Below are 20,439 nucleotides of genomic sequence, written 5' to 3' on the forward strand. Positions count from 1 at the left end.
CGCCTATCACGAAGGCGGCCACATCATCATCGAAGTGAACGATGACGGCAAAGGCCTCGCCCTCGACAAGATCAAGGCGAAGATCCTCCAGAACAATCTCGCCACCGAGAGCGAACTGGAGAACATGTCGGATCAGCAGATCCAGCAATACATCTTCAAGGCCGGCTTCTCGACCGCCGCCAAGGTGACCAGCGTATCGGGCCGCGGTGTCGGCATGGACGTGGTCAGGACCAATATCGAAAAGATCGGCGGCACCATCGAATTGCGCAGCCAGGAAGGCAAGGGCACGCGCTTCTCGATCAAGATTCCGCTGACTCTCGCCATCGTCTCGGCCCTGGTGGTCGAATGCGCGGGCGAGCGTTTCGCCATTCCGCAGATCAGCGTCGTCGAACTGGTGCGCGCCAGCTCGACCGGCGAGCTGAAAGTCGAGCGCATCAATGAAACGCCGGTCCTGCGCCTGCGCAACAAGCTGCTGCCGCTCGTCAGTCTGCGCGAAAAGCTGCAATTGGAAAGCGAAGCCGAGCGCAACAGCGACGATACCTTCGTCGTGGTGACGCAGGTCGGCACCTATCAGTTCGGCATCATGGTCGACCGCGTGTTCGACACGGAAGAAATCGTCGTGAAGCCGGTGGCGCCGATCCTGCGCCACATCGAGGTGTTCTCGGGCAACACGATCCTGGGCGACGGCTCGGTCATCATGATCCTGGATCCCAACGGCATAGCCGCGGCTTCCGGCCAGATCAGCATGGGCGATGCCGATGCCGCCGAGCAGCAGATGTTGCGCAGCCGCGCCCATAACGACGAGGCCGTGCCGCTGTTGCTGTTCCGCGCCGGCGCCGGTGCCCCGAAGGCGGTGCCGCTGGCCCTGGTCGCGCGTCTCGAGGAAATTGACCGCAAGACGATCGAGCGTTCGAACGACCGCCTGGTTGTGCAGTATCGCGGGCAGTTGATGCCGCTGGTACCGCTCGACGCCTATCAGGATCATTCGCAGACCGAAGGACAGCAGCCGGTGCTGGTGTTCTCGGACCGCGATCATTCGATGGGCCTGATGGTCGACGAGATCGTCGACATCGTCGAGGCGAAGCTCAGTGTCGATCTGGCGGCGGAAAATCCGGGCCGTATCGGCAGCGCCATCATCGCCGGTCAGGCGACCGACATCATCGATACCGGCTTCTTCCTGTCGCAGGCCTTCGCGGATTGGTTCGGCTCGCGCCGCGCCGACAGCGTCGGCGACGAGTCGAAGCGCGTGCTGATGGTCGATGACAGTGCCTTCTTCCGCAATCTGCTGTCGCCGCAATTGCAGGCCGCCGGCTTCATCGTCACCGCCGTCGACAGCGGCGACAAGGCGCTGGCGCTGGCTGAAGCGGGCGAGCAGTTCGACCTCATCATCTCGGATATCGAAATGCCGGGGATGGACGGCTTTGCCTTCTGCGAAGCGGTGAAGAAGAGCGGTCACTGGCAGTCGACGCCGATGATCGCCCTGTCGTCGCATGCGAGCCCCAAGGAACTGGCCAAGGGCCGTTCCGTCGGGTTCGACGATTACGTCGCCAAATATGATCGCGAGGGCCTGGTGCATACCCTCAACGAAGCCCTTTCCGAAGTGCGAGGTGCAGCATGAGCGCCGCAAAGAACGGGGCCGATCGCGGCTCCCCCGCCGCCAGCAATAGCGGCGAGCAGCGTGACTACGTGACCATGACGATTGCCGACCAGTTGTTCGGCATTCCGGTTCTGACCGTCCAGGACGTGCTCGGGCCGCAGAACATTGCCCGGGTTCCCCTGGCACCCAAGGAGGTGGCCGGCAGCCTCAATCTGCGCGGCCGTATCGTGACCGCGATCGATGTGCGGCCGCGTTTGGGCCTGCCGCGGCGCGAAGGCGGCAAGGCTGCCATGTCGGTGGTGGTCGAGCATGAAAACGAGCTCTACAGTTTGTTGGTGGATAGCGTCGGCGAAGTGCTCAGCCTCAATTCCCGCGACTATCAGCGCAACCCACCGACGCTGGATCCGCGCCTGCGCGACTTCTCGGACGGCATCTATCGTCTGAACGGTTCGCTGCTGGTCGTGCTCAGCGTGGCGTCGCTGCTGGATTTCGGTAACCGGTCGGACGCCGCCTGATAGGGTGGCGGCCGGCGCGGTTGTTGCCGGAATGGGGAAGACTAAGCGTGGGGAGCGCCTGAGGCCGGGAAATTCCTAAACATCCAGAGGTGATTGTGTGCGATCGCCGCAATTTCGCGCAAATGCCTGCGAGGATGATTGACGAAACGGGCCTTGGCTGACTAATGATGATGTGAGCCGCGGCCAGGGCGCCCCGGCGAACGGAGTTGATGTATGAAATCGTGTCTGGTCGTTGACGATTCCAAAGTCGTCCGGATGGTCGCTCGAAAGATCCTGGAGGGTCTCAATTTCCAGATCTTCGAAGCTGATAACGGTCAAGCCGCGATGGATCAGTGCGCCAAGGAAATGCCCGACGCGATTCTGCTCGATTGGAATATGCCGGTGATGAGCGGGATTGATTTCCTGCGAGAGCTCCGGAAGATGGACGGCGGCCAGACGCCGATCGTGGTGTTCTGCACCACGGAAAACGACATCCAGCATATTCAGGAAGCGATCTCGGCCGGCGCCAACGAATACATCATGAAGCCCTTCGACAGCGAGATCATCGAATCCAAGTTCTCTCAGGTCGGGCTGCTGTGACGGCGCCGCAAAGCGCGCGCCACGGTCACAATGGTTGCAGGAAATGACAGCATTCAGCGCGGCATCAGGGGCGTCAGCCAGCGGATCTTCCGGCGCCACGCCGGCCGGGCCCTATCGCGTGATGGTGGTCGACGATTCCGCCGTGATTCGTGGTTTGCTGACACGCGCCCTGGAAAGCGATCCGACCATCAAGGTCGTGACCACGGTCGGTAACGGCCAATTGGCGATCGATGCCTTGGCGCGCGCCGGCAGCGATATCGAAGTCGCCGTGCTCGATATCGAAATGCCGGTGATGGACGGCATCACGGCACTGCCCAAAATGCTGCAGGCAAAGCCCGGCCTTGCCGTGATCATGGCTTCGACGCTGACGCTCAAGGGTGCGTCGGTGTCGATGAAGGCGATGTCGCTGGGTGCCGCGGATTACGTGCCGAAGCCGACCACGACGGGCGCCATTTCGGCGGCGACGGATTTCAAAAGCGATCTGGTCGAAAAGGTAAAATCGTGGGGTGCCGCCGGACGCCGCAAGCGCGGTGTGGCGGCGCCATCGCCGAACGCCGTGGCCGCTGCGCCGGAAGCGCCCAAGCGGCTCTACGGTTCGCAGCCGATCCAGTTGCGCCAGATGCCGCCCATTCTGAAGCCGGAATGTCTGGCGATCGGCTCGTCGACCGGCGGGCCGCAAGCCCTGTTCAAGGTGTTTCAATCCGTCGGCAAGATTTCGCATCTGCCTGTCTTCGTGACGCAGCACATGCCGGCAACCTTCACCACCATCCTGGCGGAACATCTGGCGCAGGCATCGGGCATGCCTGCGGCCGAAGCCAAGGACGGCGAGCCAGTCGTGCCGGGCCGCATCTATGTGGCACCCGGCGACTTCCACATGATCGTGGAAGGCAACGCGGCGCAACGCGTCGTGCGTCTCAACAAGAACCCACCTGAGAATTTTTGCCGCCCCGCAGTCGATCCAATGTTGCGTTCCATCGCAAAGGTTTATGGCAACAAGACTTTGTTTGTCATGCTGACGGGAATGGGGCAGGATGGCCTCAAAGGGGCGGCAGAACTGACCAATGCTGGGGGAACGGTGATCGCTCAAGACGAACAGAGTTCAGTAGTCTGGGGTATGCCGGGTGCCGTCGCAACCGCTGGGTTGTGCTCCGCCGTCATGCCGTTGACTGAAATCGGACCGTTCGTCAAAAAGGCGATTGGCCGCGGCATGGCATGAGGCGAACGTCGATGACGATCACGGACTTCGACTTCATCTGCCAGATTCTGAAAACCCGGTCAGGCCTGGTCCTGACCAACGACAAGGCGTATCTGCTGGAAAGCCGCCTGTTGCCGGTGGCGCGCAAGTGGAAGCTCGCCACCTTCGACGATCTCGTGCGTCTCATCCGCACGAAGAATGACGAAGCGGTGATCCGCGACGTGGTCGAAGCCATGACCACGAACGAATCCTTCTTCTTCCGCGACACCAAGCCCTTCGATCAGTTCAAGCAGATCTGCATGCCGGCGATGCTGAAGGCGCGCGCCGGCAACAAAACCTTGCGCATCTGGTCGGCCGCCTGTTCCTCGGGCCAGGAAGCCTATTCGCTGGCGATGATCCTCACCGAGATGGGATCGCAATTGGCCGGCTGGAAGATCGACATCGTCGGTACCGATCTCTCGAATGAAATCCTGCAGCGCGCCAAGGACGGCCTCTATTCGCAATTCGAAGTGCAGCGCGGATTGCCGATCACCTTGCTGGTGAAGTATTTCCAGCAGACCGGCGATCGCTGGAAGATCTCCGACAAGATCCGCCAGATGGTGAACTTCCGCGAATGGAACCTGCTTAACGATCCGGTCTCGCTCGGCAAGTTCGATATCGTCTTCTGCCGCAATGTGCTGATCTATTTCGACCAGCCGACCAAGGCCAAGGTCCTGGCCGGCATCGCCAAGCAGATGCCCGAAGACGGTTATCTGTTCCTGGGCGGTGCCGAAACCGTGCTCGGCATTTCCGACAAGTTCCAGTTGCTGCCCGGCCAGCGCGGCATCTATGGCCTCACCGGCGGCATCAAGACGCCGCAATCCCTGACCCCGCCGGGTTTTGCCACACCGCGGACCTAGCTGTTTCCCTTTCTCCATCGTCATCCCCGAGGATGACGGAATGAATGTCGGGGCATAGCGCAATCCAAACGAAAATGGCCGGGCGTTGTGGCCCGGCCATTGCCAGATTTGCGATGAAGGTGGCGCCTATGCGCTTTCGGCGGTTTTCGCCGGCATGCCGCCTTCTTCCGGATCGCGCAGCACATAGCCGCGGCCCCAGACGGTCTCGATATAGTTCTCGCCGCCGGTCGCGGTGCTGAGCTTCTTCCTCAGCTTGCAGACGAAGACGTCGATGATTTTGAGTTCCGGTTCATCCATGCCGCCATAGAGATGGTTGAGGAACATCTCCTTGGTAAGCGTGGTGCCCTTCCTGAGCGAGAGCAATTCGAGGATGCCGTATTCCTTGCCGGTGAGATGCAAGGGCTGGCTCTCGACCTCGACGGTGCGGGTATCGAGGTTGACGGTGAGGCGGCCGGTCTTGATGACCGAATCCGAATGTCCCTTGGAGCGACGCACGATCGCCTGCAGCCTGGCGATCAGTTCGCGCCGGTCGAATGGCTTGGTAAGGTAATCATCCGCGCCGAAGCCCAACCCCTTGATCTTGGAATCGAGTTCGTTAAGACCCGACAGGATCAAGATCGGCGTGTTAACCCTGGCGGCGCGGAAGCGGCGCAGGACTTCATAGCCATCGATATCGGGCAGCATCAGATCGAGGATGATGATGTCGTAGTCGTAGAGCTTGCCGATCTCCAACCCATCTTCGCCGAGATTGGTGGTGTCGACGATATAGCCCTCGGCTTTCAGCATCAGCTCGATGCTTTGGGCGGTGTTCGAATCGTCTTCGACGACTAGCACGCGCATGGCCTGGACCCCGTTCGAGTGTCAACCGCAGCGGTTCGGTGAAGGAATCTTAATCATTAATGCGGTGTTATGTAAAGGTGTTGACGTTAACTTTGAGCCTCGGGGTCGATTTATCCACAATTTAAGCTTAAAATCCTATTAACCAACTAAATTATTGAGGTAGCAAAAAAGTTCTGGCTGGGATCAGGTTCCTTGCTAATCTTAACGACGATTTAACGGGGATCGCTTAACGTTATCTACAGCACTTTTCTTGGGTATTCCGCCGGAAGCCGGCGTCGAATAGTGGCAATAAACGCAGTCTGACCGAAATTCGGTCGCATGAAGGTTCAGGGCGAAGTTGGGCGCATTGGTGCAAGGGCTGGAGCCGTTCTTTCACGAACTGGAGCGCATTCCGGACACGCGCGTGCATGGCCGGGTGGCGGCGGTTGTCGGCATGCTGGTCGAGGTGGCCGGAATCGAAAGCGCCCTCTCCATCGGCGCGCGCTGCGCCCTGGTCGATCGCAATAACCGCCAGGTTCCCTGCGAAGTGGTCGGTTTCCGCGAGGGCCGGGCGCTGGCCATGACCTATGGCTCGCTGGAAGGTGTGGGCCTCGGTTCCAGGGTGCTGCTGGTCGATAGCGAGCCGGTGATCCGGCCGTCGCGTGCCTGGCTGGGGCGCGTCATCAATGCTTTCGGCGAACCGATCGACGGCAAGGGCCCGCTGGCCGCCGGGGCCGAACCGGTCCGCATCCGCAACCAGCCGCCGCCCGCCCATGCCCGCACACGCGTCGGCGGCAAGATCGATCTCGGCATCAAATCCATCAACGCCTTCGCCAGCGTCTGCCGCGGCCAGCGCCTCGGCATCTTCGCCGCCTCCGGCATCGGCAAATCGGTGCTGATGTCGATGATGGCGCGCTATGCCTCGCTCGACGTCAACGTGATCGGCCTCATCGGCGAACGCGGGCGCGAGGTACAGGAATTCATCGAGGACGAATTGGGGCCGGAAGGTCTCGCCCGTTCCGTCGTCGTGGTGGCGACCTCGGATGAATCGCCGCTGCTGCGCCGGCAGGCTGCCCAGGTCACCCTGGCCCTGGCCGAATTTTTCCGTGACGACGGCGATCATGTGCTCTGCCTGATGGATTCCGTGACCCGCTTTGCCATGGCGATGCGCGAGATCGGCCTCTCGGTCGGCGAGCCGCCGGCCTCGAAGGGCTATACCCCCTCGGTCTTTGCCGAATTGCCGCGCCTCCTGGAACGCGCGGGGCCGGGTGTCGCCGGTTCCGGGTCGATCACCGGCCTCTTTACCGTGCTGGTCGAGGGCGACGATCACAACGAACCCATCGCCGATGCCTGCCGCGGCATTCTCGACGGCCATATCGTGCTGGAACGCTCGATCGCCGAGCGCGGCCGCTATCCCGCCGTCAACATCCTGCGCTCGCTTTCCCGCACCATGCCGGGCTGCAACAACGAATTCGAGAACCGCGTCATCCGCGAGGCGCGGCGCCACATGTCGGTCTATGAGGACATGGCGGAACTCATTCGTCTTGGTGCCTATCGCCGCGGCTCGGACCCGGCGGTCGACCAGGCGATCCAGCTTTATCCGCAGATCGAGCAGTTCCTCAATCAGGGCCGCAACGAGAAAGCGGAGATGTCTCTGGGCTATCTGCAGCTCGCCACCATTCTCGGCATTCCGCCCGAGATGGGGCCGGGGCCAGACGAAGTCCCCGCTCCTGAATCCGGGGCAGCATGAGCGGTCTCGACCAACTCCTGCGGCTGCAGAAATGGAATCTCGATGAAAAGCGTCGCCAGGCCGCGGATCTCGAAGGGCTCATTCTGCGCCTGCAGGGGGATATCGCGCGCCTCGACGCCGAGGTGGCGCGCGAGATCGAAGCCGCGCGCAGCGATCTCGAAGCCAGCCGCGTCCTGCCGCCCTACCGCGCGGTGATGGCAACCCGGCGCGAGCGGCTGGAGCAATCGGTGGCCGACGTGACGCTGGAACTCGACCGGGTGCGCGAGGAGATCGCCGAAACCTTCGCCGATATCAAGAAGACCGAGCAGGCCATTCAGCTGCGCCTGGAGCGGCGGCGCCAGGAACAGGCGCGGCGCGAGCAGATCGCGGCCGACGAAATGGGGCTGGAACAGCACCGCCGCAACCGCACCAAGCGCGACACGTGACGGGCGCGACACGTGATCAGATCGTGACCTTGTCTGGTCCTTGCTTCAGTTCCTCGAGCGGCGAGACTGGGAATTCGTCCACGGTCTGAAACGCGATCACGCCGGCAAAGCCGGTCATCCCGCGTGCTTCCTCGTAAATCGATTCAATGTCGCGGCGCATGCGCTCGTCGACGCGCTGGCGGCTGCGGATCATCAGGTCGAAACGATGCTCGCGCATCAGGCCGTCGAGCTGGAAGGGTCCCAATCGCGTGAACTCAGCCTCGACCACGAAGCGCGTGCCGCCTTCGCCATGCTCGTAGCCGCGCTCGCCCTTCTGGTGGCGGCGATAGAACAGGTTGATCCGCTGCACGCGCTGCTGGTCGTCGAGATAGGGCAGGAACAGGGCGCGCCACTCGCCTTCCTGCCGGTCCTGGGCAAGGCTCGATAGCTGGCTGAACTCGCCCCGCAGGCGCCGCACGATTTCCTCGCGCTCGGGGCCGAGGCCGCGCGCGGCGAAACCGGAACCCAGCAGACGGCCGATATCGCCGCTGCGCAACGCCGCCATGGCACCGACGATCCCGGCGCCGAGACGCGATCCCATATGCGGCAGGTTGGCGAGGATTTCGCGCGCGAGCGCCGGGTCGATGGCGGCATTGCGGCCGGAAGCTGCCGGTGCTGCGCCCTGCAGGATGGCGACGAGATCGGCCAAGGTCGGCCAGGCGCGCGAGAGCGAGAGCAGTGCCTGCTGCGGCGTTTGGACGACCAGCGGCGCTGCAACCAGCGGTGCCGGCGGCGGTGCCTCGACATGATCGATTGCCAGGGCAAGCTGCGCGCCCACGGGCAGGCTGGAGCGCTGCTGCATCAGGATGTCGCCGGCCGGCGTGTGGATGACGGCATGGCCGGCCGGCGTCATGGCGATGACGCGGCCGAAGACGATATGGCTTTCCTTGCCATTCTGGTTGAGCTGGGCGGCGGGATCGATCTCGATCGGGTGCTGGCTGCCGATCTGGACGGCAAGCACGCGGATCTGTAATTCGGCGCCAGCGGGCAATGCGGCCTTCAGCAGGGTCTCGCCGGCGGGCATTGCCGGATGGCCGGGATTGGGCAGCGCGGCATGGGTGGGGGCCGCGTCGAAAAGGGCGAGGATGCGATGCTGCACGTCGCCGGGAAGCGCACTGGCCGATGGCGGCAGCAGCGGCGGGCGCGAGATCGGCATCGGCGCCGGCGTCGATAGGGGAGTCGCGGTGGGTGGCGCTGCCGCCTGGCTCGGAACCGCTATCGGCGCGGGGCCAGCCGGATTGGGCAGGACGGAGCCGGGTGCCATTGGATTGGGCGTCGCCTGGCCGGTCGGCACCGTCGTCGTTGGCGGCGCGGCCATGGGTTGCGGCAGGGTGACGATCTGCCCATTGGGCAACTGAATCTGGATCTGCGGCGCGCTGGGTTGACCGGCTTGCGTTCCCGGCAGGGGCGGGGTCACGGCATGGGATTGCAGCACGATCGCCGGCAAGGTGGAGCCGACGATCTGAATGCTGGGCGCCGGGGCGCTGGGGGGCGGCGTGGTCGCGGGCGGCGTGCCGGTTGCGGGGATTCCTGTGGTTGGCGTTCCCGTGGCGGGCGCGCCGGTGGTCGGCAAACCGCCTGCAGGGGCCGGCACTGTGCTGGGCGCGCTGCCGCCCGGTGCTTGCGGGGAGGAGGGCTGACCCGGTTGCGGCGGTGCCGGTGTGCCGGCGGCGGGTGGCTGTGCTGCGCCGGGCGTCTGCGGGGAATTGGAGGGCGCGGGCGTCGGCCGCACGGCGTCGTTGGCGAGGATCAGGACCTGCAGCCGGTCGCCGGTGGGGCGCACTTCCAGGGTCACGTGGGTTCCCGGCGGGAGGGGAGCATTGCTGGCAACGCGGACCGTCCCTTTATCGGTGGCGATGGTGATCTGGCCGTCATTCTCGCGGCCCATCACCACGCCCTTGATGATGGTGCCGGGATCGACTTGCAGGAAACTGCGTGGGGGGTCTGGAACGGTGCCGGTGATCGCGGCCGGCGTTACCGGCCCCGACATGCCGATGAAACGCCCGCCAAGGGGTTTCAGAAAATCCGTCATGTCCCGGTTGAGGTGGCGGGATCGTTCGCCTCGGCCATCAGATAGGCGGCCAGCGCCTCGACATCGGCGGCGGCGATGGCGGCCGGGTGGCGCGTGAGGAGCGGCATCTGCGCGCGGATCGAGTCCTTCACCTTGGAATCGCGGCGGACGATGCCGAAGAGCGCCGGATTGAATTTGAGGAAGGAGCGGCAGGCCTTGGCCAAAGTCTCGTAGGTCTGCCGGCCCTGGCTCATGTCCTGGGCCGAATTGACCACGATGCCGATCCGCGCCGGGGCCGCATCCGCCTTCATCATCTTGATGAAGGCATAGGCGTCGGTGAGGGTGGTGGGCTCGTCATTGGCGACGATGATCACATTGGCGCAAAGCCCCGCCAATTGCCGCACCGGCCGGTCGATGCCGGCGCCCAGATCGATGATGACGCGGTCATAGCCGGCGGCGAGATCGCGCAGGCCGGCGATCAGATGGGAGAGGCGTTGCGCCGGCATATGGGCAAGGCCGCCCGAGCCGGAGCGGCCGGCGATCACCGAGAAGCCGGCCCCGGAGGGGGTCACCGCGCGGGAGAGGGGAAGGTCGCGTTCCAACACCGTGCCGAGATCGAGCGCCGGGGTGAGGCCCAATTGGATATCGACATTGGCAAGGCCCAGATCGCCATCGAACAGCAGGACCTTGTCGCCGCCATGCGCCAGTGCCTGGGCCAGCGAAATCGAGAGCCAGGTCTTGCCGACCCCACCCTTGCCGGAGGCGACGGCGATGGCATTGCTGAGCGGTGATACTTGGTCGGTCATACCGTGTTTCCAAAGACAGGCCGGGCCGCATTTGCCGGCGGATTGGGCTGGTTGTCGCGCGGGGCACCCAAAGTAGGCCGCAGAATCAGATCGGCCAGGCGCTCGGCGGTGACGATTTCCAAACCGCTGGCAATTTCGGGCGAGGTGCCGAATTCGGCAAAGGCAAACTTGCCAGCCTCGCACGCCGCCAGAATACCACCGAGACGCCGGGCAGCGTCAATGCGCGTCGGCACCAGACGATGGGCGCCGGCTTCGGCATAGAGCTGAGCAAGCTCGCTGCTCTCGACGGTGCAGCCGCCGGCGGCCATGACCAGGACCATCTCGGCCTTGACGCTGTCGGCGAGGGCGGCGAGGTGATGGAGATCGCCGCTGTCGAGCGGGTTGCTGCCCACCGTATCGATGATGACAAAGGCGCCGGCGGGGGCTTGTGCCACGGCACGGCGCAGCATGTCGGCATCCTTGGCCCGGTAGGCCGGGACCTGGAGCGCCTTGGCATAGGTGCCGAGCTGTTCGACGGCGCCCGCTTTCACGAGGTCGCAGGTGACGGCGATGGAGGGCCAGTCGCGCAGCTTGGCGCGGGCCAGCAATTTCGCGAGCGTCGCCGTTTTGCCCGCGCCGGGCAGGCCCACCAGCATGATCGGTTTCAGCGGCTTGCGTTCGGTGATCGGCTGGCTGGGAAAGCGAATCCGCAAGGCGCCGGCCAAAGCCTGGATGGGCGATTCGAGGAGGAAGTTGCCGGCCAATTGGGTGAGCCGGTCGGCGAGCGGCACCGGTACACGGTGGAAATCGAGCGCCTGGGCGATCGCCTCGAGAGGATCGAGATCCGCGGCACCGGTGGGTGGCGCCGCCAGGATGGCGTCACGGTCGAGTGCTGCCGTCAGCTTCACCGCCTTGCCGACCTGTTCGGTCGACAGGATGACGGCATCGGGGCCCAGCTCGGCTTTCACCAGGGCCATGGCCTCCTGCATCGTCGGCGCGTTGAAGCTGCGCAGCCGCATAATGGTTCGCTAGCCTCTGTATGTCGGGAAAAGGAAGACCGCGCAAAACCGTGCCCCCCTCCCGCCTCCCCCCTGAAGGGGGGAGGAGAAAGCGAAACCCTCCCCCTTCAGGGGGAGGGGAGGGTGGGGGCATGGAAGCGATGAATGCCGCATCAAATCTGCCCCAGAGTCCGGATCTTGGCCTTGGGATGAATCTCGTTCTGCGACATGACCGTGGTCGATGGGCGGAAGCGTTCCACGATCGAGCGCACGAAGGGGCGGATGCCGGGGCTGGTGAGCAGAACCGGACTTTCCCCCATGATCGCGAAGCGTTCGAAGTTCTGCCGCACGCTCTGGATGAATTGCTGCAGATCGGTGGGCGCCATCACCAACTGCCGGTCCTCGCCATCGCCGCGGATCGCATTGGCAAAAGCATTTTCCCATTCCGGCGAGAGGGTGATGAGCGGGATGACGCCGGAGGCATCGCTGGCCGCGTCCGAAATCTGGCGGGCGAGACGGGCGCGCACATGCTCGACGATGGCATTGACGTTGCGCGAATAGCCGGTAGCCTCGGCGACACCTTCCAGGATGTTGGCAAGATCGCGGATCGAAATTCGTTCACCGAGCAATGCCTGCAACACGCGCTGCACACCGCCCACCGATATCTGGCCGGGAATGAGATCGGCCACCAGCTTCTGGTGTTCCTTCGGCAATTCATCGAGCAGCTTCTGCGTTTCCGAATGCGAGAGCAGTTCGGACATGTTGTCCTTCACGATCTCGGTCAGATGCGTGGTGATGACGGTCGATGGATCGACCACGGTATAGCCGCGGAAGAGCGCTTCTTCGCGCGCGGAGGGATCGACCCACATGGCGGGAAGACCGAAGGTCGGCTCGGTCGTGTCCTCGCCGGTCATGTTGATCTTGTCGCCACGCGGGTCCATGACCAGGATCATGTTGGGGCGCAGATCACCACGGCCCGATTCAATCTCCTTGATGCGGATGATGTAGGAATTGGCGTTGATCTGCAGGTTGTCCTGAATGCGGACGGCAGGCAGGATGAAGCCCATTTCACCGGCCAATTGCCGGCGCAGGGCCTTCACCTGATCGGTCAGGCGATGGCCGCGCTCGGTATTGATGAGGCCGAGAAGACCATAGCCGAGCTCGAGGCGGATCGAATCCAGTTGCAGCGCCGTCGAGATCGGTTCCTCGGCCACCGGCACCTGGGTCTGCTGCGCCACTTCGGCCTGTGTTGCCACATCGACCGCCTTGCGCTGGTGGCGCATGACCAGCCAGGCCATGCCGCCGGTGAGCAGCGCCAGACCCATGAACGGAAGGGTCGGAATGCCCGGCATCACCGCCAGGATGGTCATCAGGAAGGAGGCGAGGCCCAGCGCCGAGGGATAGCCGGCGAGCTGGCGGAAGAGAGCCTTGTCGGTCGAACCGGCGACGCCGGCCTTGGTTACCAGCATGCCGGCCGCGGTCGAGACGATGAGGGCCGGGATCTGCGAAACGAGGCCGTCACCGACGGTCAGCAGCGTGTAGGTCGAGGCTGCCTCGCTCATCGTGAGGCCTTCTTGCGCGACGCCGATGATGATCCCGCCGATCACGTTGATGAAGACGATGATCAGGCCGGCGATGGCGTCGCCGCGGACGAATTTGGCGGCGCCGTCCATGGAGCCGAAGAAGTTGCTTTCGTCTTCCAGCGTCTTGCGGCGCTGTTTGGCTTCCTTTTCGTCGATGAGGCCGGCGGAGAGATCGGCATCGACCGCCATCTGCTTGCCGGGCATGGCATCAAGGCTGAACCGCGCCGAGACTTCGGCGATGCGGCCCGAACCCTTGGTGATGACGATGAAGTTGACCAGCACCAGGATGGCAAAGACGATGATGCCGATAACGTAATTGCCGCCCATGATGAAGCCGCCAAAGGCTTCGATGACATGGCCGGCGGCATCGGTGCCCTCATGGCCGTAGGTGAGGATGAGACGGGTCGACGCAAGATTGAGCGCCAGACGCAGCATGGTGACGATCAGCAGCAGGGTCGGGAAGCTGGAGAGGTCGAGCGGCTTTTCGATGAACAGCACGACCATCAGCACCAGGACCGAGACCGTGATCGAGAAGGCGAGGCAGATGTCCAGCAACCAGGCCGGCATCGGGAAGATGAGGACGGTGAGGATGCTCACCAGGCCGAGGGCAAGGGCGATTTCGCCGCGGCGCAGGAATTTCGTGCCGCGATCGAGCGATCCCATCATGCCGCCGGTCGCGGCGCCTGGATTGTTGCTTGCGGTATCGCTCATGCCGATCTCGTCATGTCCCATTCGCTCCTGTCAACGCGGAACTAGCTTCAGGTTTTAATAGCTGGCCTGTTCGCTGTCGCCATGGGCTGCCGGCACTGCGACGCCTTCTTCGCTGTATTGCTTCAGCTTGTTGCGCAGAGTCCGGATCGAAATGCCGAGAATGTTGGCGGCATGGGTGCGGTTGCCGAGGCAATGGCTGAGCGTGTCGATGATGAGATCGCGTTCCACCGCCGCCACCGTCCGCCCGACCAGGCCGACCGTTCCCGCCGCCGCCACCGCCGCCGCCTTGGCGACGATGCTGTCGGTCGGCGTCGGAACCTGGGCTGCACCCACCGGCAGGCCGCGACCGCCGGTCAGCAGGATGGCTTCCGGGCCGATCACCGGGCCGTGGGTGAGGAGGACCGCGCGGTGCATGGTGTTCTCAAGCTCGCGGACATTGCCGCGCCATTCATGGGCGCGCAGCATGTCCTGAACTTCGGGCGAGATGCCGCTGAAGGCGACACCGTTGGCGGCAGCGTATTTCTTGGCGAAATGCTCGGCCAGCATGGCGATGTCGCCGGGCCGCTCGCGCAAAGGCGGCAGTTCCAGAGACATGACGTTGAGGCGGAAATAGAGATCCTCGCGGAAGGTCCCCTTGGCAACCTCTTCCTGCATGTCGCGGTTCGAGGTGGCGATGAGGCGGATGTCGACCTTGACCGGCTGCGAGCCGCCGACGCGGTCGATGACCCGCTCCTGGATGGCGCGCAGGAGTTTCGCCTGCAGGCGAGGATGCATCTCGCTGATTTCGTCGAGCAGGAGGGTGCCGCCATTGGCCTCTTCGAACTTGCCGATGCGGCGCGCGATGGCGCCGGTGAAGGCGCCCTTTTCGTGGCCGAAGAGTTCGGATTCGAGGAGGTTCTCCGGGATCGCCGCGCAATTGACCGAGATGAAGGCCTTCGACGCGCGCTTGGAATGGGTATGGATATAGCGCGCCATTACTTCCTTGCCGGTGCCGCTTTCCCCGGTGATGAGGATGCTGGCATCCGATGGCGCCACCTGATCGGCGAGCTTGATGGTGGCGCGCATGCTGGCATCGTTGAAGATGAAGGCGGCACTTTCCTCGGTGACGGCGGCGAGGACGGCGGCGATCAGCTCGGCATCGGGCGGCAAGGGGATGTATTCCTTGGCGCCCGCCTTGATGGCGCGGACGGCGATCTCGGCCGAGGTGCCGATGCCGCAAGCCACCACCGGAATGTTGATGCGCTCACGCTTCAGGCTGTCGATCATCTGCCCGATGTCGAGATTGACGTCGAACATGATGAGATCGGCGCCCTGGCCGTTGCGCAAGGCCGCCATGGCCTGCTCGACATCGTGAACATGGGCGACCTTGGCGCCGCGGCTCAGCGCGATCTTGCCGGCCGCCGTGATATGGCCGTCCAAGGATCCGACAATAAGTAAGCGCATCGATTAGCTCCCGTTCCGTCAGTCGAAATAGCGTACGCGCTGGTTGGCCGGCAGGATTGTGTTGAGGACCAGTTCCAGGCGTCGCGGATTTTCCTGATGCCCGATGGAGAGGGCGCCGAGGATATAGATGTGATTGACCAGCAGCTCGATCGCGGAATTGCGTTCCAGCTTGCTGGCGAGCGGCAGGAAGATGACATTCGCCATCACCGCGCCGTAGAAAGTGGTGAGCAGGGCGACGGCCATGGCCGGGCCGATCGCATCGGGCTGGTCGAGGGCGCCCAGCATCTGCACCAGCCCCACCAGTGTGCCGATGAGGCCCATCGCCGGCGCCACCTCGGCGGCACGGCGCAGGATGCCGGTCGAGCGCTGATGACGCTGCGCCATCGCATGGGTCTCGAAGGTGAGGTTGCGCTCGACCTCCTCGATCGGCATGCCGTCCACCAGCATGGTCATGGCGCGGAGCAGATAGGGTTCGCCCCGGAGAGCCGAAAATTCGTTCTGCATGGCGAGCAAACCGCGCCGGCGCGCGCGTTCGGCAAGCTGCAGCACCTTCATGGCGGCTTCATCCGGTGCCTGGCCGCGCACGAAGAGGGTGCGCCACATGACCGGCTGCGCCTGGACGACCTCGCTCCAGGAATAGGAGACGGTGGTGATGGCGAAAGTGCCGAGGATCACCATCAGAATGGAGGGAACGTCGATGAAGGCGGTCCAGTTGCCACCCATCCAGATCGCGGCGGCGATCAGGAGAACGGCGCCGATGAGGCCGAGCAAGGTGGCCATGTCGAAGCCCTGCCGGCGCGGCTCGATCCGCACCGGCACGTCGCTCTTGGCGGTGAAGCTTTGTATCGGCTCGTTGGCGGTATCGGACATCGGTTCGCTCCGGCGGTCCATCGTTACGGCGATCAGCCGCGGTCCGATTTGATGATTTCCGTCATGGTAACGCCCAGGCGGTCTTCGACGACGACCACTTCGCCGCGGGCGACGAGACGGTTGTTGACGTAGATGTCGACCGCCTCGCCGACCTTGCGGTCGAGTTCGACGACGGCGCCGCGGCCCAGTTTCAGGAGCTGGCTGACCTGCATGGTGGCGCGGCCGAGCACGGCGGAAACCTGGACCGGCACATCATAGACGGCGTCCAGTTCCTTGGTGCTGGCCGGTGCCCGGGAAGCTTCGGCGAGCTCCGTGCCGGCATTCTGCTCCTCGAATTCCTGCAATTGCAGGTTCTCTTCGTCACCCATCATTCGCTCCTCATGGCTTCGGCGTCGCTCGCAGGGGCGAGGTTGCCGGCATCGTTCTCAGTGGCGTCCGTTGCCTTGGCCAGATCGTCCGGCGCTGGGGTTGCGGCAGCCGGTGCCGCCATCTCCGTGGGCAGGGGAATATCCTGCAAGGTGAGGCAGCGGTCGAGTGCCGCCGAAATCTCGCGCCAAATCGCATCGGCATGTCGCTCAAGCCCGCCATCGGCCCATTCGATCGTGCAATCGGCAGCTCCCAGCCGCTCGTCGGCGATCAGGAAGAGGCGGCCTTCGAAGCCGGCGCCGGCGGTCATCGCCGCCATGCGCGGCTCCAGCGCGGCCACCAGATCGGGCGAGACCCGCGCCACCAGGCGCGGTTCCTTGCGCTGGTCCTGCAGGCACCGTTCGATGACCGCCTCGATTTCGGCAAGGCCGCCGCGGCGGGTGAATTCGGGCAGCATCTTTCTAACCATGGCCAGGGCGATGGTGGCGGCGTCGCCAAGGATGGCCTGGCGGTCGGTCGCCACATCGCTCTGCATTGCCGCGACCTGTGTCGCCATCGTTTCAAGGGTCGTGGCGATGCGTTGTTCGATCTCGGCCATGGCCGCGGCGCGGCCCTTGGTTTCGCCGGCACGCTCGCCTTCGGTACGCGCCTTGTCGGCGGCGGCCTTCATCTCGGCTTTGCTGAAGGTCGGCTCCGGCGGGGGCGGAGGTGGTGCCGGTTCGGCGGGCGGTGCCGGTTCGGCGGCCTTCGCCGTCTTGGCCTTTGCGTTTTGGGCCTTCGCGGCGGCGCGCGCAGCCGACGGCGATTCAACGCCGGGGACGGCGTCGAAATCGGTGTCGAACATAAATTTGCGCACGCTGGTCACCTCAATCTGTCTCCATTACACGAATCAATAGATCAACTCGTCTTCGCCCTTGCTGTCGGCCAGCACGAGTTCGCCCTTGCCCGCCAGTTCCTTGGCCATGTTGACCATGCTCATCTGCGCTTCTTCCACGTCCTTGAGGCGGACCGGGCCCATCGCCGCCATATCCTCGCGCAGCATCTTCGAGGCGCGTTCCGACATGTTGGAAAGGAAGAGGTCGCGCACCGCCTCGGAGGCACCCTTGAGTGCCACCGGAAGCTTGGTCTTGTCGACGTTGCGCATGAGGGTCTGAACGCCGCCGGGATCGAGCTTGCCCAGATCCTCGAAGGTGAACATGAGCGATTTGACCTTCTCGGCGGAATCGCGGTTCCGTTCCTCGAGGGCGGCGATGAAGCGCTGCTCGGTGTTGCGATCGAGATTGTTGAAGATCTCGGCGATGAGTTCGTGGGCGTCGCGGCGCGAGGAGCGGGCGAGGTTGGAGAGGAACTCGTTGCGCAAGGTCCGCTCGACGTCGTCGATGACATCCTTCTGGATCGATTCCATGCGCAGCATGCGCATGATGACTTCCATGGCGAAGGCCTCCGGCAGCAGTGCCAGCACGCGCGAGGCGTGGTCGGATTTCACCTTGGAGAGCACCACCGCCACGGTCTGCGGATATTCGTTCTTCAGATAGTTGGCGAGCACGCTCTCGTTCACGTTGGAGAGCTTGTCCCACATGGTACGACCGGCGGGACCACGGATTTCCTCCATGATCTGGTCGACCTTCGACTTGTCGAGCACCTTCATCAGCAGGCGCTCGGTGCTTTCGAAGGTGCCGGTCAGCGAGCCGGTCGAGGAGATGCCGTCGGCGAATTCGACGAACAGGCGCTCGACCACGGTCGCGGAAACGGTGCCGAGATTGGCCATGGTCTGCGAGATTTCGCGGATCTCGTCGTCATGCATCAGGGCAAAGAGCTTCGATGCCGATTCCTCGCCCACCGAGAGGAGCAGCAAGGCGGCCTTCTGCGAACCGGTCAGTGACCTGTAGTCATCCTTGGTGCGCATCTCAGGCTTCCTGATAGATCCATTGACGCATGATATTCACCGCCTGCTCGGGGTGCTGATCGACCAGTTCGGCGATCCGCTTCAGCGAGGAGGCGCGGACGCGGCCTTCGACCTGGTTGATGTCGATCATCTGCTCGATCTCGTTGGCGATGTTGGTGATGTCGCCCATGCTGCCGTCGCCGCCGCCGGCGGTCAGGGCGGCAAGATCGCCCCCGGCGCCAGGCAGGGCCAGGGCCGCCGCAGCACCCGGCGGCAGGGCCGCGCCACCCGGACCGGCGATGGCGAATTGCTCTGGTGCCGCACTCGGGATCGCGAGCACGCGGTTGAGCAGCGGGCGCACCACCAGCAGCAGCACCAGGATCGCCACCAGCGAGAGCACGACCAATTCGGCAATGCGCATCAGATCGGTCTTGTCGAGGCCCAGCAGGCTGACGCCCTCGTCGACGACATCCATCTCGGCAAATTGCATGTTGATCACCTCGACCACGTCGCCGCGATCGGCATTGTAGCCGATCGCCGAGCGGACCAGGGTCGCGATCTTGTCGAGTTCTTCCTGCGGCAGGGGCGCGTAGGTGGCGACGCCGTCGGCATCGGTGGTATAGGTGCCGTCGACCAGGATCGCCGCCGAAATCTTGCGTACGTCGCCGCTATGCTTGACCTCGGTCTGGACCTTTTTCGAGATCTCGAAATTGACGGTTTCCTCGGTGCGCTGGTTGGTCGAGGAACTGCTGCTCTCGGTGCCGGCGGCCGCACCCGGCGGATTGGGCACGTTGTTGGCGACCGTCACATTGTTCTGCGGCTCGCGCTCCTGGCTCTGCTCGTTCTCTTCCACCGTCTGGGTGGAGCGGACGACCTGGCCTTCCGGATCATAGGTCTCGGTATTGGTGGTGACCTGGTTGAAGTCGAGTTCGGCGGTGACTTCGGCGCGGACCTTGCCGGCGCCCAGCGTGCGGCTCAGCATTTCCTCGATCGCCTGGGTCATGCGCAATTCGTAGCTGCGGCGCATTTCCTCGGCGTTGAGCTGGGTCATCTCCTCCTCGGAGCCGCCGCGGGCGAGCAAGCGACCCTTGTCGTCGATGATCGAGACGCTGCTGGTCTTCATGCCGGGGACGGAGGAGGCGACCAGATGCTGAATGGCGGCGATCTGCTCCTTCTCCAGGTTGCCCTGAAGGGTAACGACCACTGACGCGGTCGGCTCGGCGCGTTCCCGGGAGAACAGCTCGCGTTTCGGCATCACCAGATGGACGCGGGCGCCCTTGACCTGGCGCAGCGCCCGGACCGTGCGGGCGAGCTCGCCCTCGAGGGCGCGCAACTGATTGATTTGCTGAACGAAATTGGTCGTGCCGAGGGCATCCGGGCGATCGAAGATCTCGTAGCCGACCGAGCCGCCATTGGGTAGGCCTTCGCCGGCCATGACCAAGCGCAGGCGGCCGACCTGATCGGCGGGCACATATATCTGGGCGCCGTCGCCCTTCACCTCGAAGGGGGTCTGCTGCTCCTCGAGCTTGGCGGCAATGGCCGCCGAATCTGTTGCATCGAGGCCGCTATAAAGCAGCTGCATGCCGGGCGAGGTCAGCCGGGCACCGATGAAGAAGAAAAAGGCGATGAGTGCCAGTGCGGTCGCACCTAAGGCGGCGAGGCGCAGCGGGCCGAGGTTACGTAAGGTGTCCAGCAGCGGATTCACGTTTGCCACTCGCTCCTAATAGGCAGCTTTTGCCGACTCGGCCGCACGAATTCGTCTAAAATTTTATATACTAAAATTTTCGACGAATTGCTTATGTTCGGGCGCTTATCCCTCGAAATGCGGCTTGCCGACCGGGCTGAGAATAGGGGCGAGGCTTTAAAGAGAGGTTAATAGCGGAAGTTTTTGCCTAGGCAGCCAGCAAATTCTGCCTAGCTAGTATATTGATATGGTTAATATATATTAGGTTATCCACAGAAATTAAGG

The 20,439-nt window shown here is 63.7% G+C and carries 18 protein-coding genes; 7 read left to right on the plus strand and 11 right to left on the minus strand.

Translation table 11 applies throughout. The features are described 5' to 3' along the window. The 5 genes from ACE3PR_RS13185 to ACE3PR_RS13205 all read left to right on the plus strand — a co-directional run. The coding region (locus tag ACE3PR_RS13185; RefSeq protein WP_374372656.1) for a chemotaxis protein CheW at positions 1–1,618 on the plus strand (1,618 nt) is incomplete at its 5' end. After that, positions 1,615–2,112 carry a chemotaxis protein CheW gene (locus ACE3PR_RS13190; protein ID WP_374372659.1) on the plus strand — a complete coding sequence of 166 codons (498 nt, stop codon included), beginning with the start codon at positions 1,615–1,617 and terminating at the stop codon, positions 2,110–2,112. The genes ACE3PR_RS13185 and ACE3PR_RS13190, both read left to right, overlap by 4 nt. Positions 2,113–2,325: 213 nt before the next feature. Then, positions 2,326–2,691 carry a PleD family two-component system response regulator gene (locus ACE3PR_RS13195; protein WP_374372661.1) on the plus strand — a complete coding sequence of 122 codons (366 nt, stop codon included), beginning with the start codon at positions 2,326–2,328 and terminating at the stop codon, positions 2,689–2,691. A gap of 43 nt (positions 2,692–2,734) precedes the next feature. Beyond that, on the plus strand, positions 2,735–3,907 hold the full coding sequence (locus ACE3PR_RS13200) for a chemotaxis response regulator protein-glutamate methylesterase (RefSeq protein WP_374372664.1): 1,173 nt from the start codon (positions 2,735–2,737) through the stop codon (positions 3,905–3,907). A gap of 11 nt (positions 3,908–3,918) precedes the next feature. Beyond that, positions 3,919–4,785, plus strand: coding sequence for a protein-glutamate O-methyltransferase CheR (locus ACE3PR_RS13205; protein WP_374372666.1), 867 nt, complete (start codon positions 3,919–3,921; stop codon positions 4,783–4,785). Positions 4,786–4,911: 126 nt separating this feature from the next. Here ACE3PR_RS13205 and ctrA read toward each other — a convergent pair whose 3' ends face one another. Continuing rightward, positions 4,912–5,625 (minus strand): response regulator transcription factor CtrA, encoded by a 714-nt coding sequence (gene ctrA / locus ACE3PR_RS13210; RefSeq protein WP_374372668.1) that lies wholly within the window; start codon positions 5,623–5,625, stop codon positions 4,912–4,914. Between the two features lie 349 nt (positions 5,626–5,974). Between ctrA and fliI the strand changes: the two genes are divergently transcribed. Further along, a complete protein-coding gene (fliI, locus tag ACE3PR_RS13215) occupies positions 5,975–7,354 on the plus strand; it encodes a flagellar protein export ATPase FliI (RefSeq protein WP_374372670.1) in 1,380 nt (459 codons plus the stop codon). Next, positions 7,351–7,779 carry a hypothetical protein gene (locus ACE3PR_RS13220; protein WP_374372672.1) on the plus strand — a complete coding sequence of 143 codons (429 nt, stop codon included), beginning with the start codon at positions 7,351–7,353 and terminating at the stop codon, positions 7,777–7,779. The genes fliI and ACE3PR_RS13220 overlap by 4 nt, the downstream gene beginning before the upstream one ends. A 16-nt stretch (positions 7,780–7,795) precedes the next feature. Here the strand turns inward: ACE3PR_RS13220 and ACE3PR_RS13225 are convergent, their stop codons facing one another. From ACE3PR_RS13225 to fliF, 10 genes are all read right to left on the minus strand, one after another. After that, positions 7,796–9,850 carry a hypothetical protein gene (locus ACE3PR_RS13225; protein ID WP_374372674.1) on the minus strand — a complete coding sequence of 685 codons (2,055 nt, stop codon included), beginning with the start codon at positions 9,848–9,850 and terminating at the stop codon, positions 7,796–7,798. Further along, positions 9,847–10,635, minus strand: a complete 789-nt coding sequence (locus tag ACE3PR_RS13230; RefSeq protein ID WP_374372676.1) for a P-loop NTPase — start codon at positions 10,633–10,635, stop codon at positions 9,847–9,849. The genes ACE3PR_RS13225 and ACE3PR_RS13230 overlap by 4 nt, the downstream gene beginning before the upstream one ends. Further along, a complete protein-coding gene (locus tag ACE3PR_RS13235) occupies positions 10,632–11,633 on the minus strand; it encodes a GTP-binding protein (protein WP_374372678.1) in 1,002 nt (333 codons plus the stop codon). The genes ACE3PR_RS13230 and ACE3PR_RS13235 overlap by 4 nt, the downstream gene beginning before the upstream one ends. A gap of 152 nt (positions 11,634–11,785) precedes the next feature. Beyond that, positions 11,786–13,906, minus strand: coding sequence for a flagellar biosynthesis protein FlhA (gene flhA / locus ACE3PR_RS13240; RefSeq protein WP_374372680.1), 2,121 nt, complete (start codon positions 13,904–13,906; stop codon positions 11,786–11,788). A 54-nt stretch (positions 13,907–13,960) separates the two neighbouring features. Then, a complete protein-coding gene (locus ACE3PR_RS13245; protein WP_374372682.1) occupies positions 13,961–15,349 on the minus strand; it encodes a sigma-54-dependent transcriptional regulator in 1,389 nt (462 codons plus the stop codon). Positions 15,350–15,367: 18 nt separating this feature from the next. Then, positions 15,368–16,219 (minus strand): motility protein A, encoded by an 852-nt coding sequence (locus ACE3PR_RS13250; RefSeq protein WP_374372685.1) that lies wholly within the window; start codon positions 16,217–16,219, stop codon positions 15,368–15,370. 32 nt (positions 16,220–16,251) lie between these two features. Then, the gene (gene fliN / locus ACE3PR_RS13255; RefSeq protein ID WP_374373455.1) at positions 16,252–16,587 is read right to left on the minus strand and encodes a flagellar motor switch protein FliN; all 336 of its coding nucleotides are present in this window, start codon (positions 16,585–16,587) and stop codon (positions 16,252–16,254) included. Continuing rightward, positions 16,587–17,441, minus strand: a complete 855-nt coding sequence (locus ACE3PR_RS13260; protein ID WP_374372687.1) for a hypothetical protein — start codon at positions 17,439–17,441, stop codon at positions 16,587–16,589. Before ACE3PR_RS13260 ends, fliN begins: the two co-directional genes overlap by 1 nt. A 33-nt stretch (positions 17,442–17,474) precedes the next feature. Continuing rightward, positions 17,475–18,491 (minus strand): flagellar motor switch protein FliG, encoded by a 1,017-nt coding sequence (fliG, locus tag ACE3PR_RS13265; RefSeq protein ID WP_374372689.1) that lies wholly within the window; start codon positions 18,489–18,491, stop codon positions 17,475–17,477. Between the two features lies 1 nt (position 18,492). Then, positions 18,493–20,175, minus strand: coding sequence for a flagellar basal-body MS-ring/collar protein FliF (gene fliF, locus ACE3PR_RS13270; protein ID WP_374372691.1), 1,683 nt, complete (start codon positions 20,173–20,175; stop codon positions 18,493–18,495). Positions 20,176–20,439 lie beyond the last annotated feature (264 nt).

The sequence above is a fragment of the Dongia sp. genome, from assembly GCF_041909655.1.
GTDB lineage: Bacteria > Pseudomonadota > Alphaproteobacteria > Dongiales > Dongiaceae > Dongia.

Excerpts from the sequence above, each read along its gene's own strand:
- ACE3PR_RS13235 (WP_374372678.1), bottom strand. The coding sequence starts at position 11,633 with ATGCGGCTGCGCAGCTTCAACGCGCCGACGATGCAGGAGGCCATGGCC.
- ACE3PR_RS13205 (WP_374372666.1), top strand. The coding sequence starts at position 3,919 with ATGACGATCACGGACTTCGACTTCATCTGCCAGATTCTGAAAACCCGG.
- ACE3PR_RS13250 (WP_374372685.1), bottom strand. The coding sequence starts at position 16,219 with ATGTCCGATACCGCCAACGAGCCGATACAAAGCTTCACCGCCAAGAGC.
- ACE3PR_RS13195 (WP_374372661.1), top strand. The coding sequence starts at position 2,326 with ATGAAATCGTGTCTGGTCGTTGACGATTCCAAAGTCGTCCGGATGGTC.
- fliN (WP_374373455.1), bottom strand. The coding sequence starts at position 16,587 with ATGGGTGACGAAGAGAACCTGCAATTGCAGGAATTCGAGGAGCAGAAT.
- ACE3PR_RS13200 (WP_374372664.1), top strand. The coding sequence starts at position 2,735 with ATGACAGCATTCAGCGCGGCATCAGGGGCGTCAGCCAGCGGATCTTCC.
- ACE3PR_RS13245 (WP_374372682.1), bottom strand. The coding sequence starts at position 15,349 with ATGCGCTTACTTATTGTCGGATCCTTGGACGGCCATATCACGGCGGCC.
- ctrA (WP_374372668.1), bottom strand. The coding sequence starts at position 5,625 with ATGCGCGTGCTAGTCGTCGAAGACGATTCGAACACCGCCCAAAGCATC.
- ACE3PR_RS13190 (WP_374372659.1), top strand. The coding sequence starts at position 1,615 with ATGAGCGCCGCAAAGAACGGGGCCGATCGCGGCTCCCCCGCCGCCAGC.
- flhA (WP_374372680.1), bottom strand. The coding sequence starts at position 13,906 with ATGAGCGATACCGCAAGCAACAATCCAGGCGCCGCGACCGGCGGCATG.
- ACE3PR_RS13220 (WP_374372672.1), top strand. The coding sequence starts at position 7,351 with ATGAGCGGTCTCGACCAACTCCTGCGGCTGCAGAAATGGAATCTCGAT.
- fliG (WP_374372689.1), bottom strand. The coding sequence starts at position 18,491 with ATGCGCACCAAGGATGACTACAGGTCACTGACCGGTTCGCAGAAGGCC.
- ACE3PR_RS13230 (WP_374372676.1), bottom strand. The coding sequence starts at position 10,635 with ATGACCGACCAAGTATCACCGCTCAGCAATGCCATCGCCGTCGCCTCC.
- ACE3PR_RS13225 (WP_374372674.1), bottom strand. The coding sequence starts at position 9,850 with ATGACGGATTTTCTGAAACCCCTTGGCGGGCGTTTCATCGGCATGTCG.